The following is a 25,396-nucleotide window of genomic DNA, read 5'->3' as shown; positions in this document are numbered from 1 at the left end:
TCCAAGACACAGCGGGATGAGGAACCGCTGAGGACTGACTGCTCAGCGAAGCGTCCCCGGAGTCTAGATCAACCGCGAGTACGCATGCGCGGAAAAAACTGATCCTATCGTTCAAATTTTTTGTACTGAGCAAGCGGCTGCCGGCTGCGGATCGCGCGGTCTAGCGCGAGTCGCCTGACATGAGAGTGGACGGCATGCACGCGATAACGGAAGCCAGAATCATGGCGTCGGCATTGGCCGGGATCGCGCTGCGTACTCTCGGCTTGTAGATCGCATCGTCACGGCGAATCGTCGCGCCGCTCAAAGCGCAGCGTCCCTTGCTGCGCGCGCGGCAGCAGATCCACACCTGGTCGACATATTGGCAACGGGTCGCATCCTGCCAGAGCACGGCAATCGACGTATCCGACAGACGCTCGAGCACTTCGATCTGGATATGCCGCGACGGCGCGTGCGCGGCGGCGACGCGTTTCGCCCGCGCCTTCAGATAGGCTTCACCATCGGTCTCATTGCAATAGTCCGCCAACAGCCGGTTGATCACGTGGTTCCACACTGGCGCCCGGCCGTCGTCCGGCATCGCCGCGTTCTCGCTGACCTGGCAGTACGCTTCACGACGATCGCGCGTCTCGTGCTGAGCCGTCTCGGTGCGTTGCTTCAAGGGGGTGTCGATATGCATGATGCTGCTCCCGAAGTGTTTGCGGGTAGAACCGGATCCCTCTTCCGACACGCCTCGCTCACGACGTGGTGCCGATACGGCGTTACCAGCCGAACTTGAGTTCGGCGCCTACATAGTCGGAATTGCGCGCACCCAGGTCGCGCAGCGACGGACCGACCTGGAAATGCACGGCTTCGAGAGCGGCGGCGAGATTCGCGGTGACCGCATAGTCGGCGCGCAACTGCGTGTAGAAACCGGTCCAGCGGCTGCCGTGTCCGGCGGTTCCCGGCACGACCGCCGAGCCTTGTTGATACACCGCGTCGGCGGTGGTCTCGCGCCATTGCAGCCCCACGCCCGCGAGCAGCGACAGCTTGCTGTTCGGTTTGACGATGAGCGACGGCTTGACGTGAATCACGTTCGAGTAGCCCGTATAACCGGCGAGCGCGAAGTAGTAGCCGTTCGGAAACAGCGGATTGAAGGTGCCGATGCGGCTGTCTCCTGGATGCGTGTCGCCTGAGGCCGCATCCACTTGCAAGCCGAGACGCGGGGTCCACGGCAGCGAAGCCAGCGTGTAGCCGGCAAGCGTGCCCACCGCCCATGCGCCGATCGTCTTGCTGCCGACATGGCCCCACTGATACATCGCCTCCGCGTCCCAGTCGATGTGATTGACGGAGCCCGCGTAACGCGCGTCGAACACGTCGCGATGTTCGTCGCCGGTGGCGTCGAGAAAGCGCGCATTGCTGCGGTTGTAGCGGGAGTAATAGGCGGAGAGATCACCCGGACCGACGGCCTTGCGCTCCACCCGCACGCCGCTGAACGTCAGGTCGCGATTGGAGACGTCGTCGAAATCCGAGTTGTCGCGGTACTGCACCGGCTGCGTCGCATAAGCGATCCAGCGCCACGGCCCGGTTTCATAATCGGCCCAGATGGCGTCGAAGGCCTGGCGCACGTTCGGGCCGTCACGCACGGAGATGAACCGCTGCAAGTCGAACGCCATCTCCTGCCGGCCGACACGAAACTTGAAGGTGCCGGGTCCGAGCGGCTCGGTGATGGCGACGAACGCCTGGCGCAAGTCGAGCGGATTCTTGTCGACCGGCGAGACGTTGTCCTTGCCGAACGGACGTGCATCCTCGAACTGCGTGAAGATCTGCACGTGCGGGCCGAGGCGCACATCCGCATGGACTTCAAGACGTTGCAGCACGTACGTGTCGTCGCGGCCCGAACCAAGGCCGAAGAGCGGCGCGTCGTTCATTTCGAGCCGCTCGCGCAGCACCATGCCGAGCGAGATATACGCGTCGGGATTGCCGAACAGCGGAATGTATTTCAGCGAATCGAAGGGCTTCTTCGGCACGCACGGATTGGCGAGTGCCGACCAGTTTTCCTGCCAGCGATTGAACATGACAACCGGCCGCGCGCATGAAGTGTTTGCGGCCGCCGCCGTGCTGCTGGGCGTGCCGGTCGTGCTGGTTTGCTCTGCGCCGCCGAGCGCGGTATCCGCCGCCGACGCCGGCAGCGCGGCCGCCAGTCCCGTGCTGATCAACAGCGCACGGGCGGCGCCCAGCGCCGAACGCCGCCGCAACGCCTGCAAGTTCTGGATGAGGCCTGCTTTACTGGACATCGTGCACTTCGGCGATATACCCACCCGGGAATTCGAGCACGGCGCTCTTGCCTGCTTCGCCGCTATACGGCTGCGACAGCACCTTCGCGCCGGCCGCTTGCGCGCGCTCGAGAGTCTGCGTCAGATCGTCGACGGCATAGCCGGTCGTTTCACGTCCGAACGGGAACGGCAGCTTGCCGTCCGTGACGAACACCACCATGCGGCCGAAGCCCGAATTGATCCGGATCTCGCGAATCGTCTCGCCAGGCCGGCCGATCACGCCGGCATCCGCGCGCGGGTTATCCGACACGACCTTGCCATGCGAAAAATGCAGCCAGCGGCGCACGAAGTTGTTGGCTTCATAACGCGATACATAGACGCGGTTATCCGGCACGCTGTGCAGCGGCGCGTAGTTCGGCGCCTTGGTGTGCCAATAGAGCTGCATCGTCAGGCCGCCCGGCCACTGGATGATCGCGTCCTTGCCGATCGGATCGTCGAAGCTATCGACCAGCACGTCGGCGCCCGCCGCGCGCGCCGCCTTCACCGCCTGGTCGATGTTGGTGACCAGGTAGCCGGTCCGCTCGTTGCCGAACGGATAGGGAATCGGCGTTTCGAAGCCGAACACCGACAGCATGCCGACCGGCGTCTGCACGTATTGCGACGCGGTCTTGCTCGGCGTCGGCGTCACAGTGAACACCGCGCGCGGCGATGCCTTGCCGCCGAACGTGGCGAGAAAGCTGGTGACGAACGCGTCGAGATCCGCCGAGGCGACATACACGTGTGTCGTGTCGTACTGCGCGCCGACCGAGACGTCGGGCATGCGCGCCGCGAGCGCGGTCTTGTTCGAGACTTCCGGCGGGCCGTTATCGGCGAAAGCGGACGACACCGGCGCGAGGCCGATCAACACGGCAGCGCAGAAAGCCGCGATGGGACGAAAGCGTTGAAGCGAAGTGAACATGTGATTACCCGATGGTGTTAGCAAGATCTGAACGGACGGCTTGCTGGATCAGCCGCCCTCTTTTGTCGCGCCGGGCGTGGCCGGCTTTTGCGCCGAGGTGCTCTGCTGCGAGTCGGCGACCTGAACCGTGGCCGTCTGCGCGAAAAACTGCGCCTTGACGACCGGTATCGCGTGCTCGCCCAGCACCATCCCAAGCAGGCCGGCGAGCGCGATCAGTGGCGGCGCAGGCGACTGCACCTTGAGCAGCCAGTAGAGAAGTCCAATGCCGAAGCCAACGCCCAATGAAATGATGTAGCCCATTCTGATTTCCTTTCGATGCCCGCTTGCGGCGTTCGCGTGGCCCGTTTCCAGGCGGCGTCCGACACACGGCGAGCCAGTCGTCATATGCGGCGAACCGCGTCAATTCGCCCAGTCGGAACCCAGCACCAGCCCGCAGAAATTCAGCCGGCGATAGTTCGGGTCCCACCGGTCCAGCACGTCGGCATTCACGGTGCCGAACGTCGTCTCGGGACGATGCTCCATGCCGCGCGCGTAGGCTTCGAGGATCTTCTTCTTGAAGCCGGATTCGCGCGGACAGGCCTGCACGATCTCATCGCGCTGCTGCGCGGTGAATTCGTCATAACGGGCACCGCGAATATCCATCTGCACGCCCGCGCTCACCAGCGCGACGAGCGGCGACAAATGCTCGGGAATGCCCGGCGTGGTGTGCAACGCGATCGCCGCCCAGACCTCGTCGATCGCGCCGGCGGCGGCGCCGTACTGCAGCATGAAGTCGCGCGCCTCATTCGCGCTGTCCACCTCGTAGCGATGCGGAGAGCGCCGGTGTTGCACATTCAAACCGACGTTGTGAAACAACGCGCTCAGGTACAGCAACTCCGGGTCGAACGTCAGCTTGTCGCGAGAGCCGGTCAGCGCGCCGAACAGAAACGCCCTGAGCGCGTGATGAAACATCAAGCTGGACTCCGCGGCCCGAATCTGATCGGTTGCCGCCCGCGCCATCGGACTGTCGGGAATGCCGACTCCCGCAATGTTCTTCTTCATGTCATCTTCTCCCTATCCGGCACGCCGCCGCGGGTGCGCATCGCCGACCGGCCGATCAATGCAGCGTACCGAATTAACCTCATAAAGACTTTGGCGAATCCTTAAAAAGACTGAATCGATGCGGCGCGTCTCGCTGCGCTCACAACGTGAGTTCATGAATGCGCCGAACGCCGTCGCGAATCCATTGCAGTAGACCGCCGGAGCTTGGGTCGGCGTCGTCCGTCGACGCCAGCATCAGCTTCTCCGTTTCATGGTGTTCGGACAGCAGCCGGCACATCTCGCGCGCCACTTCGGGACGCCGCGCGAGAATCGGCGTCAACGCGGCCTTGTCGAGCTGGAACACCGTGGCGTGCGTCATCGCATGAACGACCACGCCAGTTCTAACGCCGGCGAGGATGCCCGACTGACCGATGGAGTCCCCCGGCGCGAGCCGGCGCAATTCGACCTCGCCGCTGTCCTTCGGCACGCTCACTTTCGCCACGCCGCGCGCCAGAATGTGCAGCGCGTGGCTGCTTTCATCGGCGGCGCTGTAGATGGTCTCGTCGATGTCGAACTCGTGGCATGTCAGTTGCGCGGCCAACTCCGCGATCCCACCGTCGTCGAGCGTCTGGAAGATGAGCACGTTGCGCAGCAGGCGCTGCTTTTCATCCGCGGCGTCGACCGCGGGTTCGGGCACGGACAACGAACGCAGCACCACGCCGCGCGATAACAGATGCCTGTGCGCGAGATCGAACAGTTCGTTGCGCACCTCGGTCTTCTTGCCGAGCGCATCGACGTAGCAGACGATCTCGTATTCGATCGCGTCATTGGTCGCCCGCCGCACGCTGACGACCGGCTTCGGATCCGCGAGCACGTTCTCCGAACTGGCGGCGGCGTTGGCGAGCGCCTGCAACACGGTAGCGGGCCGGATCGACGGCTTGACCGGCAGCAGCACGCTGATGCCGTGCGTATGCGAAGGCTGGTTGGCGTTGACGATATTCGTGCGCGCCGCCACGCTGTTGGGAATCACGACGATATTGCCCTGACCGTTGAGCAGGCTGGTCGCGCGCCAGTTGGTCTCCACCACCTTGCCTTCGACCTCGCCGATGGTGACCCAGTCGCCGATCGCAAAAGGCTCCGTTGCGTTGAGCACCACGCCCGAAAACACGTCGTTGAGCGTGCTCTGGATCGCGAGACCGAGCACGATCGCGAGCGCACCCGAGGTCGCGAGCAGGCCGCGCACCGGCAGTTCCAGCACAAAGGCAATCGCACCTACCGCAGCCGCCAGAAACACCAGCGCGCCGAGCACGTCCTGAAACAGGCGCTCCTCGTGCCAGGTCTCCGGCAGCACGGTGCGATCCAGCACGATCGTCACGAGCCGCGCCCCTTGCAACCACCACACCACCTCCAGCAATTGCGCGAGCAGATGGCGCAACGGCTCGTCCGGCCACGGCGCCGCGCGCAGCGGATTCATGCCGTAACTGAACAGCACGTAAGTCGACAAGCCGAACATCAGCGCACGCAGCGCGAGACGCCCCTTGTCCGTTTTACGGCTCATGAACCGCCAGGCGAGGAAATCGAGAACCAGGATGCCTAGCCCATACAGCACGCCATCGTCGAGGGTCGGCATAAAGGTTCTCGCTTGTCGGGTGGCACGAAGCGGTGGCTGTCAGAACGCGAAACAGCTACATCCCAGCGCGCCCCAGAAACCATTCGAATCGCTGACCGGCACGTTCTTGCGCCACGCCCAACCGTGCGCATGGGCATGCACGCCGCACAGATTGACGCAACCGTCCACGCACGCGACCGCGGTCGGCTTGTAACGGCTGTAGCCGCCGAATTCCGTGACCGGCGACCACGACGGACTGACCGGCAAGTCGGGCGGCGCGAGCGGCGCGAACTCGTCGTCCGCATAGACCACCTTGCCGCCCACCACCGTCATGTTCGAGGTGAGGAACTTGATGCGGCTCTCGTCGACCGAGAAGTAGTCTTCGCTGAGCACCGCGAAATCCGCGAACTGGCCGGGCACCAGCGCGCCCTTGCGGTCTTCCTCGTTCGAGAACCATGCGCTGCCCACCGTGTAGCGGCGCAACGCCTCCATCCGGTCGAGCTTGTTCTCGCTCGAATACATCGACGTGCCGCCCACCGTCTTGCCCGACACCATCCAGTAGAGCGAGACGAACGGATTGAAACTCGCGACGCGCGTCGCATCCGTGCCCGCGCCGACCGGCAGGCCGGCGTCGAGCATGTGGCGGATCGGCGGCGTGCGCTTCACCGCGTCTTCGCCGTATTGATGGATGAAGTACTCGCCCTGATACGCCATGCGATGCTGGATCGCAATGCCGCCGCCGAGTGCGTGCACACGCTCGATATTTTTTTTGCGTGATGGTCTCGCAGTGATCGAAGAACCAGCGCAGCCCGTTGAACGGAATCTCGGCGTTCACGCGTTCGAACACGTTCAGGAAGCGTTCGATCGATTCGTTGTAGGTCGCATGCAGACGGAACGGCCAGCGGTTCGCCACCAGCAGCTTGACGACCGCCTGCAGTTCGTCCTCGAGCGCGTCCGGCAAATCGGGACGCGGTTCGAGAAAGTCTTCGAAGTCCGCCGCGGAAAACACCAGCATTTCGCCGGCGCCGTTCATGCGCAGGAAATCGTCGCCGTCGCCGGGCTTGGTCATCTTCACCCACTTGGCGAAGTCTTCGATTTCCTTTTTGGCGTTCTGCGTGAACAGGTTGTAGGCGATACGCACGGTCAGTTCGCTGTGCTTCGCCATGTCCATGATGACGGCGTAGTCGTCGGGATAGGCCTGATAGCCGCCGCCCGCATCGATCGCGCTCGTCACGCCCAGGCGGTTCAACTCGCGCATGAAGTGGCGCGTGGAATTGCGCTGATCCTCGGGCGCGAGCTTCGGGCCTTTCGCGAGCGTCGCGTACAGCAACCCGGCGTTGGGCCGTGCGATCAGCATGCCCGTGGGATTGCCGCGCTTGTCACGCTGGATCTCGCCGCCGGGAGGATTGGGCGTGTCTTTCGTATAGCCGACCGCGCGCAATGCCGCTGCATTCAGAAGCGCACTGTCGTACAGATGCAGAATGAACACCGGCGTATCCGGCGCAATCGCGTTGATTTCTTCGAGCGTCGGTCCGCGGCGCTCGGCAAACTGGAATTCGTTCCAGCCGCCCACCACGCGCACCCACTGCGGCGCCGGCGTGCGGGCCACCTGCTTGCGCAACATGTCGAGCGCGTCCGCCAGCGACGGCACGCCGTCCCAGCGCAACTCCAGGTTGAAGTTCAGGCCACCGCGAATGATGTGCAGGTGCGAGTCGTTCAGGCCCGGAATGACCGTACGGCCTTTCAGATCGACGTGTCGCGTGGCGTCGTTGGCGTGCCGCATCACGGCATCGCGCGATCCCGCGGCGACGATGCGGCCGTTCGCCACGGCGAGCGCGTCGGCGAACGAGCGCTTGTCGTCCTGCGTGGCGATCTTGCCGTTGAAGAAGACGACCTCGGCCGGCGTCGGCGCGGAAGGTGTGGAAGTCATGGCGATCCTCATGGGAGAGCGCTCCGGTCGGTGCGCGCGGAGCTATGTCCGGGCAAGCCCGGAAATCGGGAAACAGGGGGGCCTGGAGGCGCACACAGGGCGCGCCTTCCATCGAGCATTCGAACAGGTGCTGCGGCCGGCAACGGCGTATCGGGGATGCCGGCACGCCGCCGCCGAACGGCCCGGCGTCTGTCGATACGGCTTGGCCGGCGTCATGTCACGCCGGCTGCCGCGAATCAGCCGGCTTCGCTCGCGTGCTCGCCGAGAATCGACTTGGCGTAACGCACGCCGATGCCGTATGCGCTGTGCGCCTTCAGGATGTCCATGCAGCCTTCGTACGTTTCGCTGCGTCCCCAGTCGCGTTGCAGTTCGAACATGTACTGGAACGAGGTCATCGGCACCGCGCCGGCCTGGATGATGCGTTGTACCGCGCGTTCGTGTGCTTCCGTGGTGATGTCGCCGCAAGCGTCGGTCGGCACGTAGATTTCGTAGCCTTCGTTGATCATCTGGATAGTCGGGAACGACACGCACACTTCCGTCCACAGGCCGGCGATCACGATCTTCTTGCGGCCGGTCGCCTCGATGGCCTTGCGAAAATTCACGTCTTCCCACGAGTTCATCGACGTGCGGTCGATCGGCGTGTACTCCGGAAACACCGATTGCACTTCCGGCACCATGTCGCCGCTGAACGACTTGGCGGCCACCGTGGTCAGGATCGTCGGGACTTTGAAGAGCTTCGAGGCCTTTGCGATCGCCTGGACGTTGTGCAGAATGGTGGTGCGCTCATGCGACGTCGTTCCAAAGAACATCTGCGGCTGATAGTCGATCAGGGCAACCGCACATGAATCAGGGGTCAAGAGTTCTTTCGGCATTACGGGCTCCGTATTGAATGGACAAAGCAGTCTGAGTGACTTGCCGTGCTCGCTCGAGCAGCGAGTGAAAAACTGGAACCGAGTTTATCGACGGCGCTGCGCGGAGTCCTTGTCGAAGTCCTTAATCGTTATTAAAAAAGACCCAATGAAAGCGTGCGGCGCGACGCACGGTGCGCGCTGATAACGCCGACCGGCGAAGATCCGCATTCAGAACAATTAAGCAATCTGAAGTTCTCTACAGTGCCTCGCACCATGCATTGAAGGCTGCGATGTCGCGTGATGCATCGTCAGGACGGGACGTCCTTCAACAACACAAGACTGGAGAGAAAGCCTGGCTAGCCCGTCTGGAATTCCGTCGGCGAATCGCCAGACGAACCTCGCCATTCGAAGTCCGGCCGCGCATCTCACCTTTCCAATTCAGCAAACAGCCAGTCCTGAAAGCTGCGCAGCTTCGGCAAGTCGGCACGCGACTTCAACAGATTCAACGTATAGCCATTCACGCTGAGTCCCTCCACACCGAACGGCGCGACGAGCCGCCCGGTTTCCAGTTCGCGTTGCGCAAGCAGCAGACTCTCCAGACACACCCCCAGGCCGTCGACCGCGGCGCTCAACGCCATGAACGAGCGGTCGAAGCGCGGCCCGCGTCCAATATCGACCCGCGTCTTCCGATGCAAACGCATCCAGTCCCGCCAGCCGACCAGACAACCTTCGCTGTGAATCAGCGGATGGTGCTGCAGGTCCGCGACGCTGATGAGCGGATAGTCGCCGCTCATCAGAGCCGGCGCGCATAGCGGCACGATCGTCTCCGGCGGCAACTCCAGCACCAGGGTGCCGGCCGGTTGCAGCTTGCGCGGACCGTAGCGAATGTCGATATCGACCGCTTCCGAAATCAGGTCCGCCGCTTCCGAAGACGCATTCAAGCGCACGTCGATATCGGTATGCGCCGCGCTGAAGCGCGCGATGCGCGGCATCAGCCATTGGGTCGCGAAACTCGGCGTGCAGTGAATCGTGAGGATGTCGCTCTTCGCCACGCGACCGATCTCGCGCGTGGCCGCATCGATGCGCGCGAATGCCGACGTGATTTCCTCTGCGTATTGCCGCCCCGAGTCCGTCAGCAGCACCGTGCGATGCAGCCGATGAAACAGACGAATGCTCAATTGCTCTTCGAGCAGCTTGATTTGATGGCTGATCGCCGAGGGCGTCACGAACAGTTCTTCTGCTGCGAGCGCGAACGACGAAAGCCGGGCGGCCGCTTCGAAGGCTTGTATCGACTTGAGAGTGACGCGATTGTGCATGGCAGCATCCACGTGAATTCAATTCATCTATCGACCCATCTTAATTCGTTTGAGCGCTTGCAGGCGTGCGATTACGCTTGTCATCACTGGCTGCGGCGTCAATGCGGCCCACGCAAAAGACCTAGGAGACAACAGTGAACATCAGCGAAACCGCGCCGTATCCCGAACTCGCGGAGCACGCCTATCAGATCCGCCGCAACGCCCTGCGTATGGGCGAGGTGCAAGGCCAAGGCTATATCGGCCAGGCGCTCGACATTGCCGACGTGCTGGCGGTCGCCTACTTCCGCGCCATGCGTTACCGCGCCGACGACCCCGACTGGGAAGGCCGCGACCGCTTCCTGCTCTCCAACGGTCATTACGCGATCGCCCTGTACGCGGCGCTGATCGAAGCCCGCATCATCGCCGACGAAGAACTGGAGACCTACGGCAGCGACGACAGCCGCCTGCCGATGTCCGGCATGGCGAGCTATACGCCCGGCATGGAGATGTCCGGCGGCTCGCTCGGCCAGGGGCTGACGATTGCGGTCGGCCGCTGCCTCGGTCTTAAGCGCAAGGGTTCGGACGCCACCGTCTACACGCTGTTCTCGGACGGCGAACTCGACGAGGGCGCGGTGTGGGAAGGCCTGATGTCCGCCGCGCACTGGAAGCTCGACAACCTGATCGCGATGGTCGATGTCAACAACCAGCAGGCCGACGGGCCGTCTTCGACGGTCATGGCGTTCGAGCCGCTGGTCGAGAAGTTGCAGGCGTTCGGCTGGTTCGTGCAGCGCGTGGACGGCAACGATCTCGCGGCGGTAGTCGCCGCGTTCGATGCGGCGCGCGCGCATCCCGAAGCGCAGCCGCGGATCATCGTCTGCGATACGCGCATGGGCTGTGGCGTGCCGTTCCTCGAAGCACGCGAGAAGAACCACTTTATCCGCGTCGATGCGCACGAGTGGCAACTCGCGCTGCAGGCGCTGGAAGCCGGGAGAACCGTATGAGCGCCGCCGCACCGAAACCGCGTCTGAAGACTTCGGCGATGATCGCCTCGATCGCCGGTGAAGGCCAGATCACCCGCTCCGCGCCGTTCGGCCACGCGCTGGTGGAGTTGGCGCGCAACCGCCCCGAAGTGGTCGGCATGACCGCCGACCTCGGCAAATACACCGACCTGCATCTGTTCGCGAAGGAATTCCCCGAGCGCTTCTATCAGATGGGGATGGCCGAGCAGTTGCTGATGGGCGCCGCCGCCGGCATGGCGCACGAAGGCGCGCAGCCGTTCGTCACCACCTACGCGGTGTTCGCCGCGCGCCGCGCTTACGACTTCATCCACCAGGCGATCGCCGAGGACAACCTCGACGTCAAGCTGGTCTGTGCACTACCCGGCCTCACGACCGGCTACGGCCCGAGCCACCAGGCGGCCGAAGACCTCGCCCTGTTCCGCGCGATGCCGAACCTCACGGTTATCGATCCGTGCGACGCGCTCGAAATCGAACAGATGGTGCCGGCGATCGCCGACCATCGCGGCCCGGTGTATGCGCGGCTCTTGCGCGGCAACGTGCCGGTCGTGCTCGACGAATACGACTATCAGTTCGAACTCGGCAAAGCCAAGCTGCTGCGCGACGGCGCCGAAGTGCTGATCATCTCGTCCGGGATCATGACGATGCGTGCGCTCGAAACGGCCAAGGCGCTCGCCACGGACCGCATCGACGTGGGCGTGCTGCATGTGCCGACCATCAAGCCGCTCGACGCCGTCACGCTGCTGCGCGAAGCGCGCCGGCCGGGGCGTCTCGTGATCGTCGCGGAGAACCACACGGTGATCGGCGGGCTCGGCGAAGCGGTGGCCACCGTGCTGCTGACCAACGGCGTCACGCCGCCCTTCCGTCAGATCGGCCTGCCCGACGCCTTTCTCGATGCCGGCGCGCTGCCGACACTGCACGACCGCTACGGCATTTCCACCGAGGCGATGTGCGACACGATCAAAGGCTGGCTGCGCTAGGCATTGAATTGATCCGCAGGGTAAATCGTAATCACCGATTGCCAACCACGCAGCACAACATAAGCATCACACTCAGGAGATCCGCATCATGTCAGAGTCACGTCTTCTCGACGGCAAGGTCGCCGTCATTTCCGGCGGCGCATCGCCGCGCGGCATCGGCATGGCGACCGCACGCAAATTCGCCGCTCATGGCGCGCGCATCGCCATTTTCGATCTCGACGAAAAGGCCGCGATCGAAGCCGCCGCTTCGATCGGGCCGGAGCATCGCGGCTATGTGTGCAACGTCACCGATCGCGGCGCATGCCAGGCTGCTGTCGAGCGCACCGTCGCCGATTTGGGTTCGATCGATATCCTGATCAATAACGCCGGCATCACCCAGGCGGCCAAGCTGCTCGACATCGACCCGGAAAGCTGGGATCGCATTCTCGATGTCAATTTGCGCGGCGTGCTGTACCTGTCGCAAGCGGTCGTGCCGCAAATGAAGAAGCAGAAGAGCGGTTCGATCGGCTGCATGTCGTCGGTATCGGCGCAGCGCGGCGGCGGCATTCTCGGCGGCCCGCACTATTCGGCGGCCAAAGCCGGTGTGCTCGGCCTAGCGAAAGCGATGGCGCGCGAGCTCGGCAACGACGGCATCCGCGTGAACTGCGTGACGCCGGGCCTGATCCAGACCGACATCAACGCCGGCAAGATCAGCGACGACAAGCGCGTCGAGATTCTCGCGGGCATTCCGTTGAATCGCCTCGGCGTGCCCGACGACGTAGCCGGCGCGTTCCTGTTCCTCGCGTCGGACCTGTCCTCGTATATCACCGGCGCGGTGATCGACGTGAACGGCGGCATGCTGATTCACGGCTGATTCAAGGCCGATTCGTCCAGCAGGACGAGCCGTCCGGCGGGAGGCCGGCGGCGGCGATGGAGACACAGTAGTAGATAACAACCAGGCGCGGCGCGCGACACGTGCAGCCGCCGCGCTCGAAGTTCGAAAAACATAACGACGCGCGATCCAGGTTTGGAGGAAGACACCATGACTAACCGTTCGAACGCCCCGCAGGGCATCAGCCGCCGCACCTTTCTGAAAGCCGGTGCGACCTTGTCCGCAGCCGTGCCGTTATGGAGCGTCTCGCGGCGCGCCATGGCGGCGCCCGAGTTTTCATACAAGCTCGCCACCGGCCAGGACCCGACTCATCCGGTCAATATCCGCGCCCAGGAGGCGATTAATCACATTCGCGAGGCGACCAACGGCCGCCTCGACATCAAGCTGTTCCCGCAGAACCAGCTCGGCTCCGACACCGATCTGCTCTCGCAGGTGCGCAACGGCGGCGTGGAGTTCTTCAACCAGGCCTCGTCGATTCTCGCGACGCTCACGCCGGCCGCGGGCATCGTCAACACCGGCTTCGCGTTCAAGGACTACGACGCGGTGTGGAAAGCGATGGACGGCGACCTCGGCAATTACATTCGCGCGCAGATCGGCAAGTCCGGCATCGTATCGGTCAGCAAGGTGTGGGACAACGGCTTCCGGCAGATCAGTTCGTCCACGCGCGCGCTGCGTGCGCCGGCCGATCTGAAGGGATTCAAGATCCGCGTGCCGCAGGCGCCGATGCTGACCTCGCTGTTCAAGGCACTCGACGCCGGTCCCGCTCCGATCAACTTCAACGAACTGTATTCGGCTCTGCAAACCGGCGTGGTGGAAGGCCAGGAGAATCCGCTGCCGATCATCGCCACGGCCAAGCTCTACGAAGTGCAGAAGTACATCAGCCTCACTTCGCACGTGTGGGACGGTTACTGGATTCTCGGCAACCGCGCCGCGTGGGAGCGGCTGCCGGCGGATATCCGCGCCATCGTCACGCGCGAATTCGAAAAAGCCGCGATGCTGCAGCGCGCGGACATCGCGAAGCTGAGCAGCTCCCTGCGCGACGATCTGAAGACGAAGGGCATCACCTTCATCGACGTGGACCGCGAGTCGTTCCGCGGCGCGCTGGCCAAGACGAGCTTCTACCACGACTGGAAGAGCAAATACGGCGACGAAGCCTGGAGTCTGCTGGAGAAGTCCGTCGGAAAACTGGGGTAATGCGATGACCACGATCTCATATTCGCACGAGCGGCAGCACCGCTTCGCCTGTGCGCTCGATTCGGCGCTCGGGCACCTGGTGGAGATTCCCGCCGCCTTGCTGGTGCTCGCCGAAATCGTCGTGCTGCTGGCCGGTGTGACGAGCCGCTATATCCTGCACTCGCCGCTCGTCTGGTCCGACGAGCTCGCCTCGATGCTGTTCCTCTGGCTCGCCATGCTCGGCGCCGTGATCGCCTTGCGGCGCGGCGAGCATATGCGGATGACGGCGCTCGTGGGCATGGCGCCGCCAGGCGTGCGCGCGTTCCTCGACGTGGTGGCGATCGCCGCGCCGATCGCGTTTCTCGCGATGGTGATCGGCCCGGCAATCAGCTTCGCGCAGGACGAGTCGTTCATCACCACACCCGCGCTCGAACTGTCGAACTCGTGGCGCGCCGCCGCGTTGCCGGTCGGCTCGGCGCTGATGCTGCTGGTCGCCGTGGTGCGGCTCGCGCGCATGAGCAACTGGCGCCTCGTGCTGGGCGCGCTCGCGTCGGTCGGCGCGCTGGTCGGCATTTTCATCGCGCTCGGGCCCGTATTACGCGACCTCGGCAATCTGAACCTGTTGATCTTCTTCGTCGGCCTCGTGGCGCTCGGCGTGCTGAGCGGCGTGCCCATCGCGTTCTCGTTCGGACTCGCCACCTTCGGCTATCTCGCGCTGACCACGAACACGCCGATGCCGGTGGTGGTCGGCCGGATGGACGAAGGCATGTCGCATCTGATCCTGCTCTCCGTGCCGCTCTTCGTGTTTCTCGGCCAGCTGATCGAGATGACCGGCATGGCCGCGGCGATGATCGCGTTTCTCGCGAGCCTGCTCGGCCACGTGCGCGGCGGTCTTTCGTACGTGCTGGTCGGCGCCATGTATCTGGTGTCGGGCATCTCGGGATCGAAAGCCGCCGACATGGCGGCGGTCGCGCCGGTCCTGTTTCCGGAGATGAAAGCACGCGGCGCGAAACCCGGCGACCTGGTCGCGCTGCTCGCCGCGACCGGCGCGCAGACCGAAACGATTCCGCCGAGCCTCGTGCTGATCACGCTCGGCTCGGTGACCGGCGTGTCGATTTCGGCGCTCTTCACCGGCGGCATGCTGCCGGGCATCGTGCTGGCGATCACGCTGTGCATCGTCGTGCAGTGGCGTTATCGGCGCGAAGACATGTCAGGCGTCAAGCGCGCGACTCGCGGCGAGATTCTGCGCAAGCTCGTGATCGCGTTTCCGGCAATCGCGCTGCCGTTCGTGATTCGCGCGGCGGTGGTCGAAGGCATCGCGACGGCGACCGAAGTCTCCACCATCGGCATTGCCTATGCGGTGCTGGCCGGCTTGCTGATCTACCGCCGTTTCGAGTGGACGCGCCTCAAGCCGATGCTGATCGATACCGCGACGCTGTCCGGCGCGATCCTGCTGATCATCGGCGCGGCCACCGCCATGGCGTGGGCGTTGACGCAATCCGGCTTCTCGGGGCAACTCGCACAGACCTTGGGCGGTTTGCCGGGCGGCGCGGCGATGTTCATGGCGGCATCGATCTGCATGTTCGTGATTCTCGGCAGCGTACTCGAAGGCATTCCGGCCATCGTGCTGTTCGGCCCGCTGATGTTTCCGATTGCGCGGGCCATGCATATCCACGACGTGCATTACGCGATGGTGGTGATCCTCTCGATGGGCGTGGGCCTCTTCGCGCCGCCATTCGGCGTGGGCTACTACTCCGCTTGCGCGGTGAGCCGCATCCATCCGGACGAAGGCATGAAGCCGATTCTCGGCTACATCGCCGCGTTGATGGCCGGGCTGATCATCGTGGCCGCCGTGCCGTGGATTTCGACGGGCTTCCTGCATTGAGCCATTGAGTCCTTCAAGCGCGAGGCATGCGGCGTACCCCGCCTCGCGCGATGTTCTTCCGCCCGTTTCTTCAGGCCGCTTCGTTAGATTTGCCCGATCACCCGCCCGCGGCGCATGACGCAGCGGCGTAGAGGAGCCTTTTGCCATGTCCACCACCGAAGCCCTATCTGTTGCACCGAACGCTTCGTCTGCTTCGATCACTTCACCGCCGCAGGTCGCGTCGGTATCAGCCACGCTAGCGGCACCGTTGCCCTTGGCCGACGCGATCCGTTTCCTCTCCATCGATGCGATTCTGCGCGCCGGCGAAGGCCATCAGGGCGTGCCGCTCGGCATGGCGGAAATCGCGACCGCGCTATTCACGCGCCACCTGAAATTCAATCCCGCCGATCCGACCTGGCCCGACCGCGACCGCTTCGTGCTGTCGAACGGCCACGGCTCGTTGCTGCTGTACTCGCTGTTGTATCTCACCGGATATGGCGCGATCGGGCTGGAACAGATCAAGACCTTTCGCGAGCTAGGCTCGCATTGCGCGGGCCATCCCGAGTACGAACCCGCGCACGGTATCGAGGCCACTACGGGCCCGCTCGGCCAGGGCATCGCCAACGCATTCGGCATGGCGATCGCCGAAGCGTATCTCGCGGCGAAATTCGGCAGCGACCTCATCGACCACTACACGTATGCGTTCGTCGGCGACGGCTGTCTGCAGGAAGGCATCGGTCAGGAGATGATTTCGCTGGCCGGGCATCTGCAACTGGGCAAGCTGATCCTCTGCTGGGACGACAATCAGATTACCGACGATGGCAGCACTTCCCTCTCGATCAGCGAGGACGTCTGCGCGCGCTTTCGCGTCGGCGGCTGGCATGTGGTCGAAATCGACGGGCACGATCTCGAAGCGGTGTCGGCGGCACTGACGATCGCGCGCGCGGACCCGCGGCCTTCGATGATCGCGTGCAAGACCGTGATCGGCCGCGGCATTGCGCGCCTGCAAGGACAGCGCGGCGGCCACAGCGGCAAGCTGTTCCAGCCGGACGCCGATGCGGCCCGCGACGCACTCGGCTGGCCGCACGCGCCGTTCGAGATACCCGCGGAGATTCTGGCAGCATGGCGCGCGGCAGGACGGCGTAGCGACCCGCAGTATTACGCATGGCATGAACGTCTCGCTGCGTTGCCCGCCGCACAGCGCGACGAGTTCGAACGGATCCAGTCAGGCCATCTGCCGCAAGGCTGGCGCGACGTGCTCGACGACTATCGCAAGCGCGCCGTGGAGCGCGACGAGCCGCAGCCCGGCATCACCGTATCGGGCGAGATCAGCGATCTGCTTGCGCCGTTGTTGCCGGAACGCATGGTCGGCTGCGCCGATCTCGAAGCGCCCACCGGCCACAAGCGCCGGTTGCATGCTTTTACCGCTCAGGACCGCAGCGGCGCCTACGTCCATTGCGGCGTGCGTGAACACGTGATGGGCTCGATGGCCAACGGCATGGCCGCGCACGGCGGCGTGATCGCGACCAGCGTCACCTACCTGGCGTTCTCCGACTATCAACGTCCGGCCATGCGCATGGCCGCGCTGATGGGCCTGCCGGTGCACTACGTGTTCAGCCACGATTCGATCGGTGTCGGCAAAAATGGACCGACGCATCAACCCGTCGAAATTCTCGCCTCGCTGCGCGCGATGCCGAACATGCTCGTGCTGCGTCCCGCCGATGCCGTCGAAGCCGCCGAGTGCTGGGCGCTCGCGCTCCAACATCGGCGCGGGCCGAGCACGCTGGTGTTCGCGCGCCAGGCGCTGCCGTTGGTGCGCCGTGAATATAGCGCCGAGCCGCTCTCGCAGCGCGGCGCTTACGTGCTGGCCGAAGCCGAGGGCGGCGCGCGCGCCGTGACGCTATTGGCAACCGGCTCTGAAGTCGCGTTGGCCTTGCAGGCGCGCCGCCAGTTGCAGGACGAAGGCATCGCGACGGCCGTGGTGTCCATGCCGTGCTGGGAGATTTTCGACGAACAGGACGACGCCTATCGCGCAGCCGTGCTCGGTTCCGGCACGGTGCGAGTCGGCGTGGAAGCGGCGTTGCGTTTCGGCTGGGACCGCTATCTCGGCGAACGCGGCGGCTTTGTCGGCATGACGGGTTTCGGCGCGTCGGCTTCGGCGGAGACGCTGTACGAGCACTTCGGCATCACCGCGCAGCATATCGTCGCTGAAGCGAAGCGGCATCTGTAAATCATCGGGGACATGACCATGCATAAGATCGTTTTTCTGGACCGCACGACCCTCGCCCCGCAGATCGTATTGCGCGAGCCGCGCTTCGAGCATCAGTTGATCGAGCACGACCGCACTACGCCGGATCAATTGATCCAGCGCCTCGCTGGCGCATCGATTGCCATTACCAACAAAGTCGCGCTAACCGGCGAAGTGCTGGAGCAATTGCCCGATCTGAAACTCGTTGCGGTGGCCGCGACCGGCACGGATTGCGTCGACAAGGCAGCTTGCCAGCGGCTCGGCATTGCGGTGAGCAATATTCGCGGCTATGCGATCAACACCGTGCCCGAGCATACCTTCGCGCTGATTCTCGCGCTGCGGCGCAATCTGGTCGCCTATCGCGACGACGTGCTCGCCGGCGAGTGGCAAAAGTCCGGGCAGTTCTGCTTCTTCACGCATGCGATTCACGATCTCGCCGGCGCACGGCTCGGCATCATCGGTGAAGGGGTGCTTGGGCAGCGCGTGGCGGAACTCGGCAAAGCCTTCGGCATGCAGCCGATGTTCGCCGCGCACAAGGGACGCGAAGGGCTCGGCCCGCTGTACACGCCGTGGGATGAAGTGCTCGCGACCAGCGACATCATCACCGTGCACAGTCCGCTCACCCCGCACACGCGCAACATGCTCGCCATGCCCGAGTTTCGCGCGATGAAACGCCGGCCGCTGATCATCAACACGGCGCGCGGCGGACTCGTCGACGAAGCGGCGCTCGTGCAGGCGCTCGATGAAGGGCTGATCAGCGGCGCGGGTTTCGACGTGACCGCAGCCGAGCCGCCCGCCGACGATAACCCGCTGTTGCGCGCCGCCGGCCGGCCGAATGTGATTCTGACGCCGCACGTGGCGTGGGCATCGGACGAGGCGCAGCAGAGTCTGGCGAATCAGTTGATGGATAACATCGAGAACTTCGTCGATGGTGCGCCGAACAATCTGGTGAGCGGGGCGTATTGAATCGATAGCCGCGCCGCCGATTCGTCGTCCGGCGCGGCTGTCTATCGCTACCGCCGCATCAAGCCTGACGGAAAATCGGCGCGCCCCACGGGGCTCCGATCGTCCCGCCATCCACGACGATCTCCGCGCCCGTCATTCCCGACGCATCGCTGGAAGCAAGGAACAGCACGGCTGCCGCCACTTCTTCCGGCGCGGCGAGGCGCGCCATCGGAACGCGCGGCGCGAGGGCCTGTTCGGTTGCGTCGAGCGTCGCGCCTTCGCGCGCGCCACGCGTCCAGATCGGCGTGCGCGTGCCGCCGGGGATCACCGTATTCACGCGAATACCACGCTGCACCAACTCCGACGCGAAGACCTTCGCCATGCCCGTGATGCCGGCCTTGGTGGCCGAATACGCCGACGAACCAGGCGAGCCGAGTTCGCGCATCACCGAACCGTTCAACACAACCGCGCCACCCTCGCTCATCAACGGCAATGCGGCTTGCACCGTCAGAAAAACCGCGGTCAGATTGGTGCGAAGAATCGCCTCGAACGCCGCGGCCGTCGTGCCGCCGAGCGGCGTCGGACCGGAGATGCCGGCGTTGGCGAACACGACATCGAGCGACCCGAATTTGCTCTTGATCTGTTCGAACAACGAGTCGATATCCGCTTCGTTATCCAGATTGGCCCGCACGCCCAGCGCATTTTCGCCGAGTTCGGACACGGCCTGATCCAGCTTCGCACTGTCGCGGCCGGTGATCACCACCTGCGCGCCTTCGGCAATCAGCAGCTTCGCCGTGACGAAACCAATGCCGCTATTCCCACCGGTAATCAACGCTGTTTTTCCCGTGAAACGCATCATCTCTCTCCTGGATTGCGCCGCCAACGTGCCGGAAAACACGGCCGTGCGACGCCTGTAACGGTTAAGCGGCCCAAAAACGCCGCCGCGTACGGACATCCGCAAAGACGCCCTCATCGAACAATCTGCATGTTGATCATCATGCACATTTTCAGTATTATGCTCATCATGCAGATTGTCAAGAGGGGGGACGGAAATGGGCTACTCGCAGGCGCAAAAAGCAGAAAGCCGTCAGCGTGTGCTGGAAACTGCGGCGCGGCAGATTCGGGAAGACGGGATCGAGGCGCTCGGCGTGGCGGACTGCATGCGGCGCGCCGGCCTCACGCATGGCGCGTTCTACGGCCACTTCGAGTCGCGTGACGCGTTGATCGTCGAGGCGCTGGAATATGCCGTCGCGCAAAGCGAGAAACGTATCGCCGCTTCGATCGCGGCGGCGAATTCGAACGGGTCGGCGAAGAAAGAACCGTTGCGGGCGTTAGGCGAAATGTTTCTCAGCGAGAAACACATCAAGAATCCGGGCAACGGCTGCGCGTTGTGCGCGCTTGCCGGTGAGGCGCGGCACGCGGCACCGGAAGTTCGCGATCGTCTCACGCAATACGTGCACAAGCTGGCATCGCGAATCGCGCAGACGTTGGCCGGCGATAGCGAAAACCTGGCGCTCGGTATCGTCGCGACCATCGTCGGCGCGGTGACGCTCGCGCGCGCCGTCGACGACCCCGAACTCGCCAGATCGATTCTCGCGGGCTCGCTGGATCTGATCGTGGCGCAAGGCGCTGACGCTTAGCTTGATGTAGCGGCGCCGGCATCGGCCGGCGCCGCCCTTCTGTTGCTTCAATGCGCGTCGGGAAATGCGAGGCGCGCGTCAGCGGCTCAATGATCGTCGTCGCGATCGGGGCCGCACGCGCGGTCCGAGTCGCCGTGGTCATGACGATGATCGCCGTGACGATCGTCATCCGCGCCGGGCAGTTTTTGCGCGACGTACGCCGGCAAGTCGCTCGGGTCCCACGCGAAGGCAAAAAACTGATTCGGGTTCGCAATGCCGGCCGGATGGTTGGTGTCGGTGATCGTGCCCAGGAAGTCGTTGTCGTTAGCGACGAACAGCGTGTGCTTATTCACACCGCCGACCACGACGTCAGGACCGAACGCGAGACCCTCCAGCTTCGCCGGAATATCGTTCGCGTTGTAGCCGTGCGCGGTGAGCGTGGCGACCACATCCAGAAACAGCGTCTTCTGCACCGCGTACGGTGCGAGGCCGGCCTCGCCGCTCGCGTTGCTGACGTCCTGAGCGCCGTTCAGGTCGATATGGAACACCTTCTTGAACACCGCCGTCGAGTTGTCGCCCAGCCCCTGCCCGTCCCGCTCGTCCATCAGCAATTCATGATCGTTGACGGCGACCACGTCGCTGATGGTCGGATATTTGGGCTTGGCCGCCGTGCCGATGTTCGTCAGCGGATACGCGAACTGGCTCGTCCTGCCCGTGCGCACGTCGATCCTGACGATGCGCGTGTACGCGCCGTTCGTGCCGCCATCCTGGATCAGCGGGCTTTGCATCGCGCCGAACAGCGTCTTGCCGTCCGGCGAGATCGCGAGGCCTTCCATGCCCTTGTTGGCGACGCGGCCCGAGGTGTTCTCCGATATTTCGTCGTTGCCGATCGGGCTCAGCGTGGCAACCGCGAATGCGTCCGGCAGCTTATATGTGTCGATGCGGCGGCCACTGCGGCGATCGAAACGATAGACGTAAGGGCCGTATTCGTCCGAGATGAAGACGCTGTCGCCGTCATTGCTCACGCGCACGCTTTCGGGATCGAAGCGCGCGTCGCGGTCGTCCGTCGACAGGCGCGTCGGATCGAAGTTGTCCGAGCGGCCGGTGAAGTAGCTGGTGTGATTGCGGCGGTTGAGCGCCGGCGCGCCGTTAGGTACGCCCGCGGCAGCGCCTGTGCCGTAAACCAGCCTGTCGTTGGTGTGGAGCAGCGTCGTGGCGAGCAGGGTCGGCGTCATCGTGTACGGAAGCGAGGCGCCGGCCGCGCCGGGTTTCAGACGCAGGCGCAAGGTCTGAAAACGGTTGATATACGAGGCGGTGTCGTCGATCGCCGCGTTGTACGACACGGCATTCGGGCCACGGTCCGGCACGGCGACGAACGTATGGCAGCCCGCGTAACCGATGCCCGAACCGAGGCCGCCGAGCAGATTGCCCGCCACACCGTTCTCCAGCGGCGCCGCGGTTTCCTTCGATAGATCGCCCGTGAGGCCGCTCAGTTGGCCAACCGCAATAAGATCAACGCCAGCATGCGCGACCGTTGCGACGAAAAGCGACGAAGCGATCGCCGTCAGAGCAAAGATTCTTGAACGAGCCACGGTGTCTCCTTGAGTGGAATGCTTGTTGTCGACGGATCGGGCGCGCGGCGTCGTGCATGGGCGCCTGGTCCGCGTGGAGTTGCGAAAGAAGTGAAGGCGGGCCGGCCTGCGGCCCGTCGGCTGATTGAAGGCCGTCGGTAATACTGCGTGAGGTTCGTGACCGAATAATGACGTCGAGAACCAGCCTCGAAGCGGCGGCGGCAGAATTGCACTGCGTCAGAAAAGTCGCTGAGCGCCCGCGAACCCTACCCGATCGCCAATCCCGCGTCGGCCAGCGAGCGGCGCAGCCCGAGCTTCGGATACGCGCGATCGACCGCGCGCACGTCGGCGCGCGTTTCCTCGATGATCCAGTCGCGCACGTCGGCCGCGGCCGGCCGCAGCGCGCGGCTCTCCGGCCACACCAGACAGCAGCGCCGGTTCGTGACGATCAGTTCCTGTTCCGCTGGCTGAAGCGCGCCCTCCAGCAGCCAGTGCGACACCACGTTGAGCCAGCCGAGCGCGACACCCTGGCCGAGCAACGCGGCCTGCACGACGATCGCGTAGTCGTTGAAGCTCAGCATGCTCGCGGCGTGCCGCCCGTGTGCGGCGAACGCTTCAAAGCGGTCATGCCAGCCGCGCTCGCCGTCGTCCATGACGATCACCGTGTCGCCATGCGCGCGTCCCGCCTCCGTGGCGGCGGTCTCGTCATAACGCCGGTTGCACACCGGCAGCAGCGTCTCCGGCATGACCAGCACGCTGTTCTCGCCGATCTCGTCCTCGCGCCGAAAGCGCATGCCGAGATCGACGTCGACGAGCGGCCCGCCGATCCGCCCCGAGATCAACTGAAACCGCAAGTCGACGTTCGGGAACGCCTGATTCAGGCGGTTCATGCGCGGCATCAGCCAGTGGGTGGTGAAGGCCGTGGACACCGACAGCGTGACCGACTCCACACCCGTGGCGCGCGCCTCGATCTCGCGGATCGCGCCTTCAATGCCGTTGAAGCCCTCGGAAATTTTCCGGTACAGGATCTTGCCGTTCTCGGTCAGCTCGATGCCGCCGCGCACGCGCTCGAACAGGCGCACGCCGAGATGGTCTTCCATGCGCGCCAGCATGCGGCTCACCGCGGGCTGGCTCACATATAACTCCTGCGCCGCGCGCGTGAAGTTGCCGCAGCGCGCGGCAGCTTCGAACACGAACAGCGCATTGGCGCTCGGAAGTTTTTTGCGAAGGTTAGGCATGACCTGATGTTATGCCTTCTCCAACAATTTGGGAATTGCCGCCAAAAAGGACGCAGCCTATATTTTCCCTAACGCAGGCTTCTTCAGCGAGACAGGACGCAATGGACGCACGAGCGAAAACAGGTGTTTCGATCCGATCGGCAGCGAAACGTTATGGCCAGGTCGTGGCCCTCGACGACGTTTCACTCGACATCGCCCCCGGCGAATTCGTCTCGCTGCTCGGCCCTTCGGGCTCGGGCAAGACCACCTTGCTCGGCATTCTCGGCGGCTTCGTGCAGCCGAGTTCGGGCGCGGTCTGGGTCGGCGAACGCGACATTACATTCGCGCCGCCGCACAAACGCGACATCGGCATCGTGTTTCAGAACTACGCGCTGTTTCCGCATATGAGCGTCGGCGAGAACGTGGCGTTTCCGCTGCGCGCGCGCCGTCAGCCGAAAGGCACGTGGGCGAAGAAAGTCGCCGACGCGCTCGCGATGGTCGAACTCTCCGGCTACGAGAGCCGCGGCATCAGCCAGCTTTCCGGCGGTCAGCGGCAGCGCGTGGCGCTCGCTCGCGCAATGGTGTTCGAGCCGCAACTGATCCTGATGGACGAGCCGCTCTCCGCGCTCGACAAGCAACTGCGCGAAACCATGCAGATCGAACTGCGGCGGCTGCATCGCAAGCTCGGTGCGACGATCGTCTACGTGACGCACGACCAGCGCGAAGCGCTCACCATGAGCGACCGCGTGGCCGTGCTGAAGAACGGCCGCCTGGTGCAGATCGACACGCCCGAGCGGCTCTACGACCGGCCGTGCGACGCGTTCGTGGCGAGCTTCATCGGCGAGGCGACGCTGCTCGACGTGACGCGCGCCGGCGACGACGCCGTGCGTCTGGGCGATACCGTGCTGCGCACCGCGCATCCGCTGCCGCATGGCAACAAACTGCTGCTCGCGGTGCAGACCGAAAAACTCGTGATCGACGGCGGCGATCGCCAGGAAGGCGTGAACCGTCTGTCGTGCCGCGTCACCGAGGTGCTGTATCAGGGCGAAAGCCTGCGCGTGTTCGCCGCGCTCGCCGACGGCACCGCCATCAGTCTCCGGCAACCCGGCGGCCACGACGCACGCCGCCGCATCCCGCAGCCGGGCGCACAGATGAGCGTGACGCTGGACCCGCAGGACACGATCGTCGTGCCCGCCTGATTTTCTCCGCCCACGCGTGGGGCACTCTCTCTCCGATTCACGGCATACTGCAAAAGGATGATTTCATGAAGCTCACCGATTTCAAGGTCCTGACGTTCGACGTCGTCGGCACACTCATCGACTTCGAGCGCGGCGTGCTCGCCTCCGTGCGGCGCATTGGCGGCCCGAAAGCGAAGGACCTGACCGACGACCAGATCTTCGAACCGTACATGCGTGGCCGCGCGACCTATCCGGGCCGGTCGAGCCACGAAATGGCGAACGTCTATCTCTCGCTCGCGAAAGAACTCGGTCTGCCCGACGACGCGCAATCGGCCGCCGCCTTCCAGCGCGACGTGCTCGAATGGCCGGCGTTCGCGGATTCGGTCGCGGCGCTCAAGCGTCTGCGCAAACATTTCCGCCTGGTCGCAATGACCAACGCGGACCGCGTGGCGCTCTCGGCCTATGCGCTCACGCTCGGCGATCCGTTCGACGACACCGTCTGCTGCGACGAAACCGGCGTCGCCAAACCCGACCCGCAATTCTTCGCATACAACCGTGGCCGTCAGGCAGCGTTCGGCTACAAGTTCGGCGAAATCCTGCACACGGCGCAAAGCCAGTATCACGACATCGGCATCGCCACGAAGCTCGGCTACGCAACCTGCTGGATCGAACGCCGTCAGAACGTGAAGGGCTTCGGCGCCACGCCCGTGCCGGAAACCGTGACCACGCCGACCTTCAAGTTCGCGACGCTCGGCGCGCTTGCGGACGCCGTCGAAGCCGAAGCGCGTATCGCGGCCTGAGC

At 64.3% G+C, this 25,396-nt stretch carries 21 protein-coding genes and 1 pseudogene; 10 read left to right on the top strand and 12 right to left on the bottom strand.

The window, feature by feature from the left end; translation table 11 throughout:
• Positions 1-160 precede the first annotated feature (160 nt).
• From B0G74_RS37470 to gcvA, 9 genes and pseudogenes are all read right to left on the bottom strand, one after another.
• A complete protein-coding gene (locus B0G74_RS37470; protein ID WP_132381775.1) occupies positions 161-673 on the bottom strand; it encodes a DUF3331 domain-containing protein in 513 nt (170 codons plus the stop codon).
• A gap of 82 nt (positions 674-755) precedes the next feature.
• Complete coding sequence (locus B0G74_RS37465) at positions 756-2,270, bottom strand: alginate export family protein (RefSeq protein ID WP_132381773.1); 1,515 nt, start codon at positions 2,268-2,270, stop codon at positions 756-758.
• Entirely contained in the window at positions 2,260-3,207 is a 948-nt protein-coding gene (locus tag B0G74_RS37460) for a glyoxalase (protein WP_132381771.1), read from the bottom strand. The genes B0G74_RS37465 and B0G74_RS37460 overlap by 11 nt, the downstream gene beginning before the upstream one ends.
• Positions 3,208-3,255: 48 nt before the next feature.
• On the bottom strand, positions 3,256-3,507 hold the full coding sequence (locus B0G74_RS37455) for a DUF1427 family protein (protein ID WP_132381769.1): 252 nt from the start codon (positions 3,505-3,507) through the stop codon (positions 3,256-3,258).
• Positions 3,508-3,606: 99 nt separating this feature from the next.
• A complete protein-coding gene (locus B0G74_RS37450; RefSeq protein WP_132381767.1) occupies positions 3,607-4,248 on the bottom strand; it encodes an HD domain-containing protein in 642 nt (213 codons plus the stop codon).
• Positions 4,249-4,387: 139 nt separating this feature from the next.
• Positions 4,388-5,857, bottom strand: a complete 1,470-nt coding sequence (locus B0G74_RS37445; protein ID WP_132381765.1) for a mechanosensitive ion channel family protein — start codon at positions 5,855-5,857, stop codon at positions 4,388-4,390.
• A gap of 39 nt (positions 5,858-5,896) precedes the next feature.
• Positions 5,897-7,778 (bottom strand): annotated as a pseudogene (locus B0G74_RS37440) (amidohydrolase).
• Positions 7,779-8,002: 224 nt separating this feature from the next.
• The gene (locus B0G74_RS37435) at positions 8,003-8,638 is read right to left on the bottom strand and encodes a hydrolase (protein WP_132381763.1); all 636 of its coding nucleotides are present in this window, start codon (positions 8,636-8,638) and stop codon (positions 8,003-8,005) included.
• A gap of 404 nt (positions 8,639-9,042) precedes the next feature.
• Positions 9,043-9,933 carry a transcriptional regulator GcvA gene (gene gcvA / locus B0G74_RS37430; protein WP_207915768.1) on the bottom strand — a complete coding sequence of 297 codons (891 nt, stop codon included), beginning with the start codon at positions 9,931-9,933 and terminating at the stop codon, positions 9,043-9,045.
• Between the two features lie 134 nt (positions 9,934-10,067).
• On the opposite strand from gcvA, the gene B0G74_RS37425 reads away from it, so the two are divergent.
• From B0G74_RS37425 to B0G74_RS37395, 7 genes are all read left to right on the top strand, one after another.
• Positions 10,068-10,913 (top strand): transketolase, encoded by an 846-nt coding sequence (locus B0G74_RS37425; RefSeq protein ID WP_132381759.1) that lies wholly within the window; start codon positions 10,068-10,070, stop codon positions 10,911-10,913.
• A complete protein-coding gene (locus B0G74_RS37420; RefSeq protein ID WP_132381757.1) occupies positions 10,910-11,908 on the top strand; it encodes a transketolase family protein in 999 nt (332 codons plus the stop codon). The genes B0G74_RS37425 and B0G74_RS37420 overlap by 4 nt, the downstream gene beginning before the upstream one ends.
• Positions 11,909-11,996: 88 nt before the next feature.
• The gene (locus B0G74_RS37415; protein WP_132381755.1) at positions 11,997-12,761 is read left to right on the top strand and encodes an SDR family NAD(P)-dependent oxidoreductase; all 765 of its coding nucleotides are present in this window, start codon (positions 11,997-11,999) and stop codon (positions 12,759-12,761) included.
• A 168-nt stretch (positions 12,762-12,929) separates the two neighbouring features.
• Positions 12,930-13,973 carry a TRAP transporter substrate-binding protein gene (locus B0G74_RS37410; RefSeq protein WP_132381753.1) on the top strand — a complete coding sequence of 348 codons (1,044 nt, stop codon included), beginning with the start codon at positions 12,930-12,932 and terminating at the stop codon, positions 13,971-13,973.
• Positions 13,974-13,977: 4 nt separating this feature from the next.
• Positions 13,978-15,837, top strand: coding sequence for a TRAP transporter large permease subunit (locus B0G74_RS37405; protein ID WP_132381751.1), 1,860 nt, complete (start codon positions 13,978-13,980; stop codon positions 15,835-15,837).
• Between the two features lie 145 nt (positions 15,838-15,982).
• On the top strand, positions 15,983-18,046 hold the full coding sequence (gene tkt, locus B0G74_RS37400) for a transketolase (RefSeq protein WP_243658511.1): 2,064 nt from the start codon (positions 15,983-15,985) through the stop codon (positions 18,044-18,046).
• Between the two features lie 18 nt (positions 18,047-18,064).
• The gene (locus B0G74_RS37395) at positions 18,065-19,030 is read left to right on the top strand and encodes a D-2-hydroxyacid dehydrogenase (protein WP_132381749.1); all 966 of its coding nucleotides are present in this window, start codon (positions 18,065-18,067) and stop codon (positions 19,028-19,030) included.
• A gap of 58 nt (positions 19,031-19,088) precedes the next feature.
• Here B0G74_RS37395 and B0G74_RS37390 read toward each other — a convergent pair whose 3' ends face one another.
• Positions 19,089-19,865 carry an SDR family oxidoreductase gene (locus B0G74_RS37390; protein WP_132383236.1) on the bottom strand — a complete coding sequence of 259 codons (777 nt, stop codon included), beginning with the start codon at positions 19,863-19,865 and terminating at the stop codon, positions 19,089-19,091.
• A 196-nt stretch (positions 19,866-20,061) separates the two neighbouring features.
• On the opposite strand from B0G74_RS37390, the gene B0G74_RS37385 reads away from it, so the two are divergent.
• Positions 20,062-20,649: a TetR/AcrR family transcriptional regulator gene (locus B0G74_RS37385; RefSeq protein ID WP_132381747.1), complete on the top strand. Its 588-nt coding sequence runs from the start codon at positions 20,062-20,064 to the stop codon at positions 20,647-20,649.
• Between the two features lie 86 nt (positions 20,650-20,735).
• Here the strand turns inward: B0G74_RS37385 and B0G74_RS37380 are convergent, their stop codons facing one another.
• Positions 20,736-22,220 carry an esterase-like activity of phytase family protein gene (locus tag B0G74_RS37380; RefSeq protein ID WP_132381745.1) on the bottom strand — a complete coding sequence of 495 codons (1,485 nt, stop codon included), beginning with the start codon at positions 22,218-22,220 and terminating at the stop codon, positions 20,736-20,738.
• A gap of 245 nt (positions 22,221-22,465) precedes the next feature.
• A complete protein-coding gene (locus tag B0G74_RS37375; RefSeq protein WP_132381743.1) occupies positions 22,466-23,437 on the bottom strand; it encodes a LysR substrate-binding domain-containing protein in 972 nt (323 codons plus the stop codon).
• Between the two features lie 101 nt (positions 23,438-23,538).
• Between B0G74_RS37375 and B0G74_RS37370 the strand changes: the two genes are divergently transcribed.
• Together B0G74_RS37370 and B0G74_RS37365 are read left to right on the top strand one after the other, a co-directional pair.
• Positions 23,539-24,615 carry an ABC transporter ATP-binding protein gene (locus tag B0G74_RS37370; protein ID WP_132381741.1) on the top strand — a complete coding sequence of 359 codons (1,077 nt, stop codon included), beginning with the start codon at positions 23,539-23,541 and terminating at the stop codon, positions 24,613-24,615.
• A 65-nt stretch (positions 24,616-24,680) separates the two neighbouring features.
• Positions 24,681-25,394, top strand: coding sequence for an HAD-IA family hydrolase (locus tag B0G74_RS37365; protein WP_132381739.1), 714 nt, complete (start codon positions 24,681-24,683; stop codon positions 25,392-25,394).
• Positions 25,395-25,396: the final 2 nt, after the last annotated feature.

Origin of the sequence: Paraburkholderia sp. BL9I2N2, from assembly GCF_004339745.1 — a bacterium.
Lineage (GTDB): Bacteria > Pseudomonadota > Gammaproteobacteria > Burkholderiales > Burkholderiaceae > Paraburkholderia.
The sequence above is the reverse complement of the archived record's forward strand: the minus strand, read 5'-3'. Positions and strand labels throughout refer to the sequence as shown.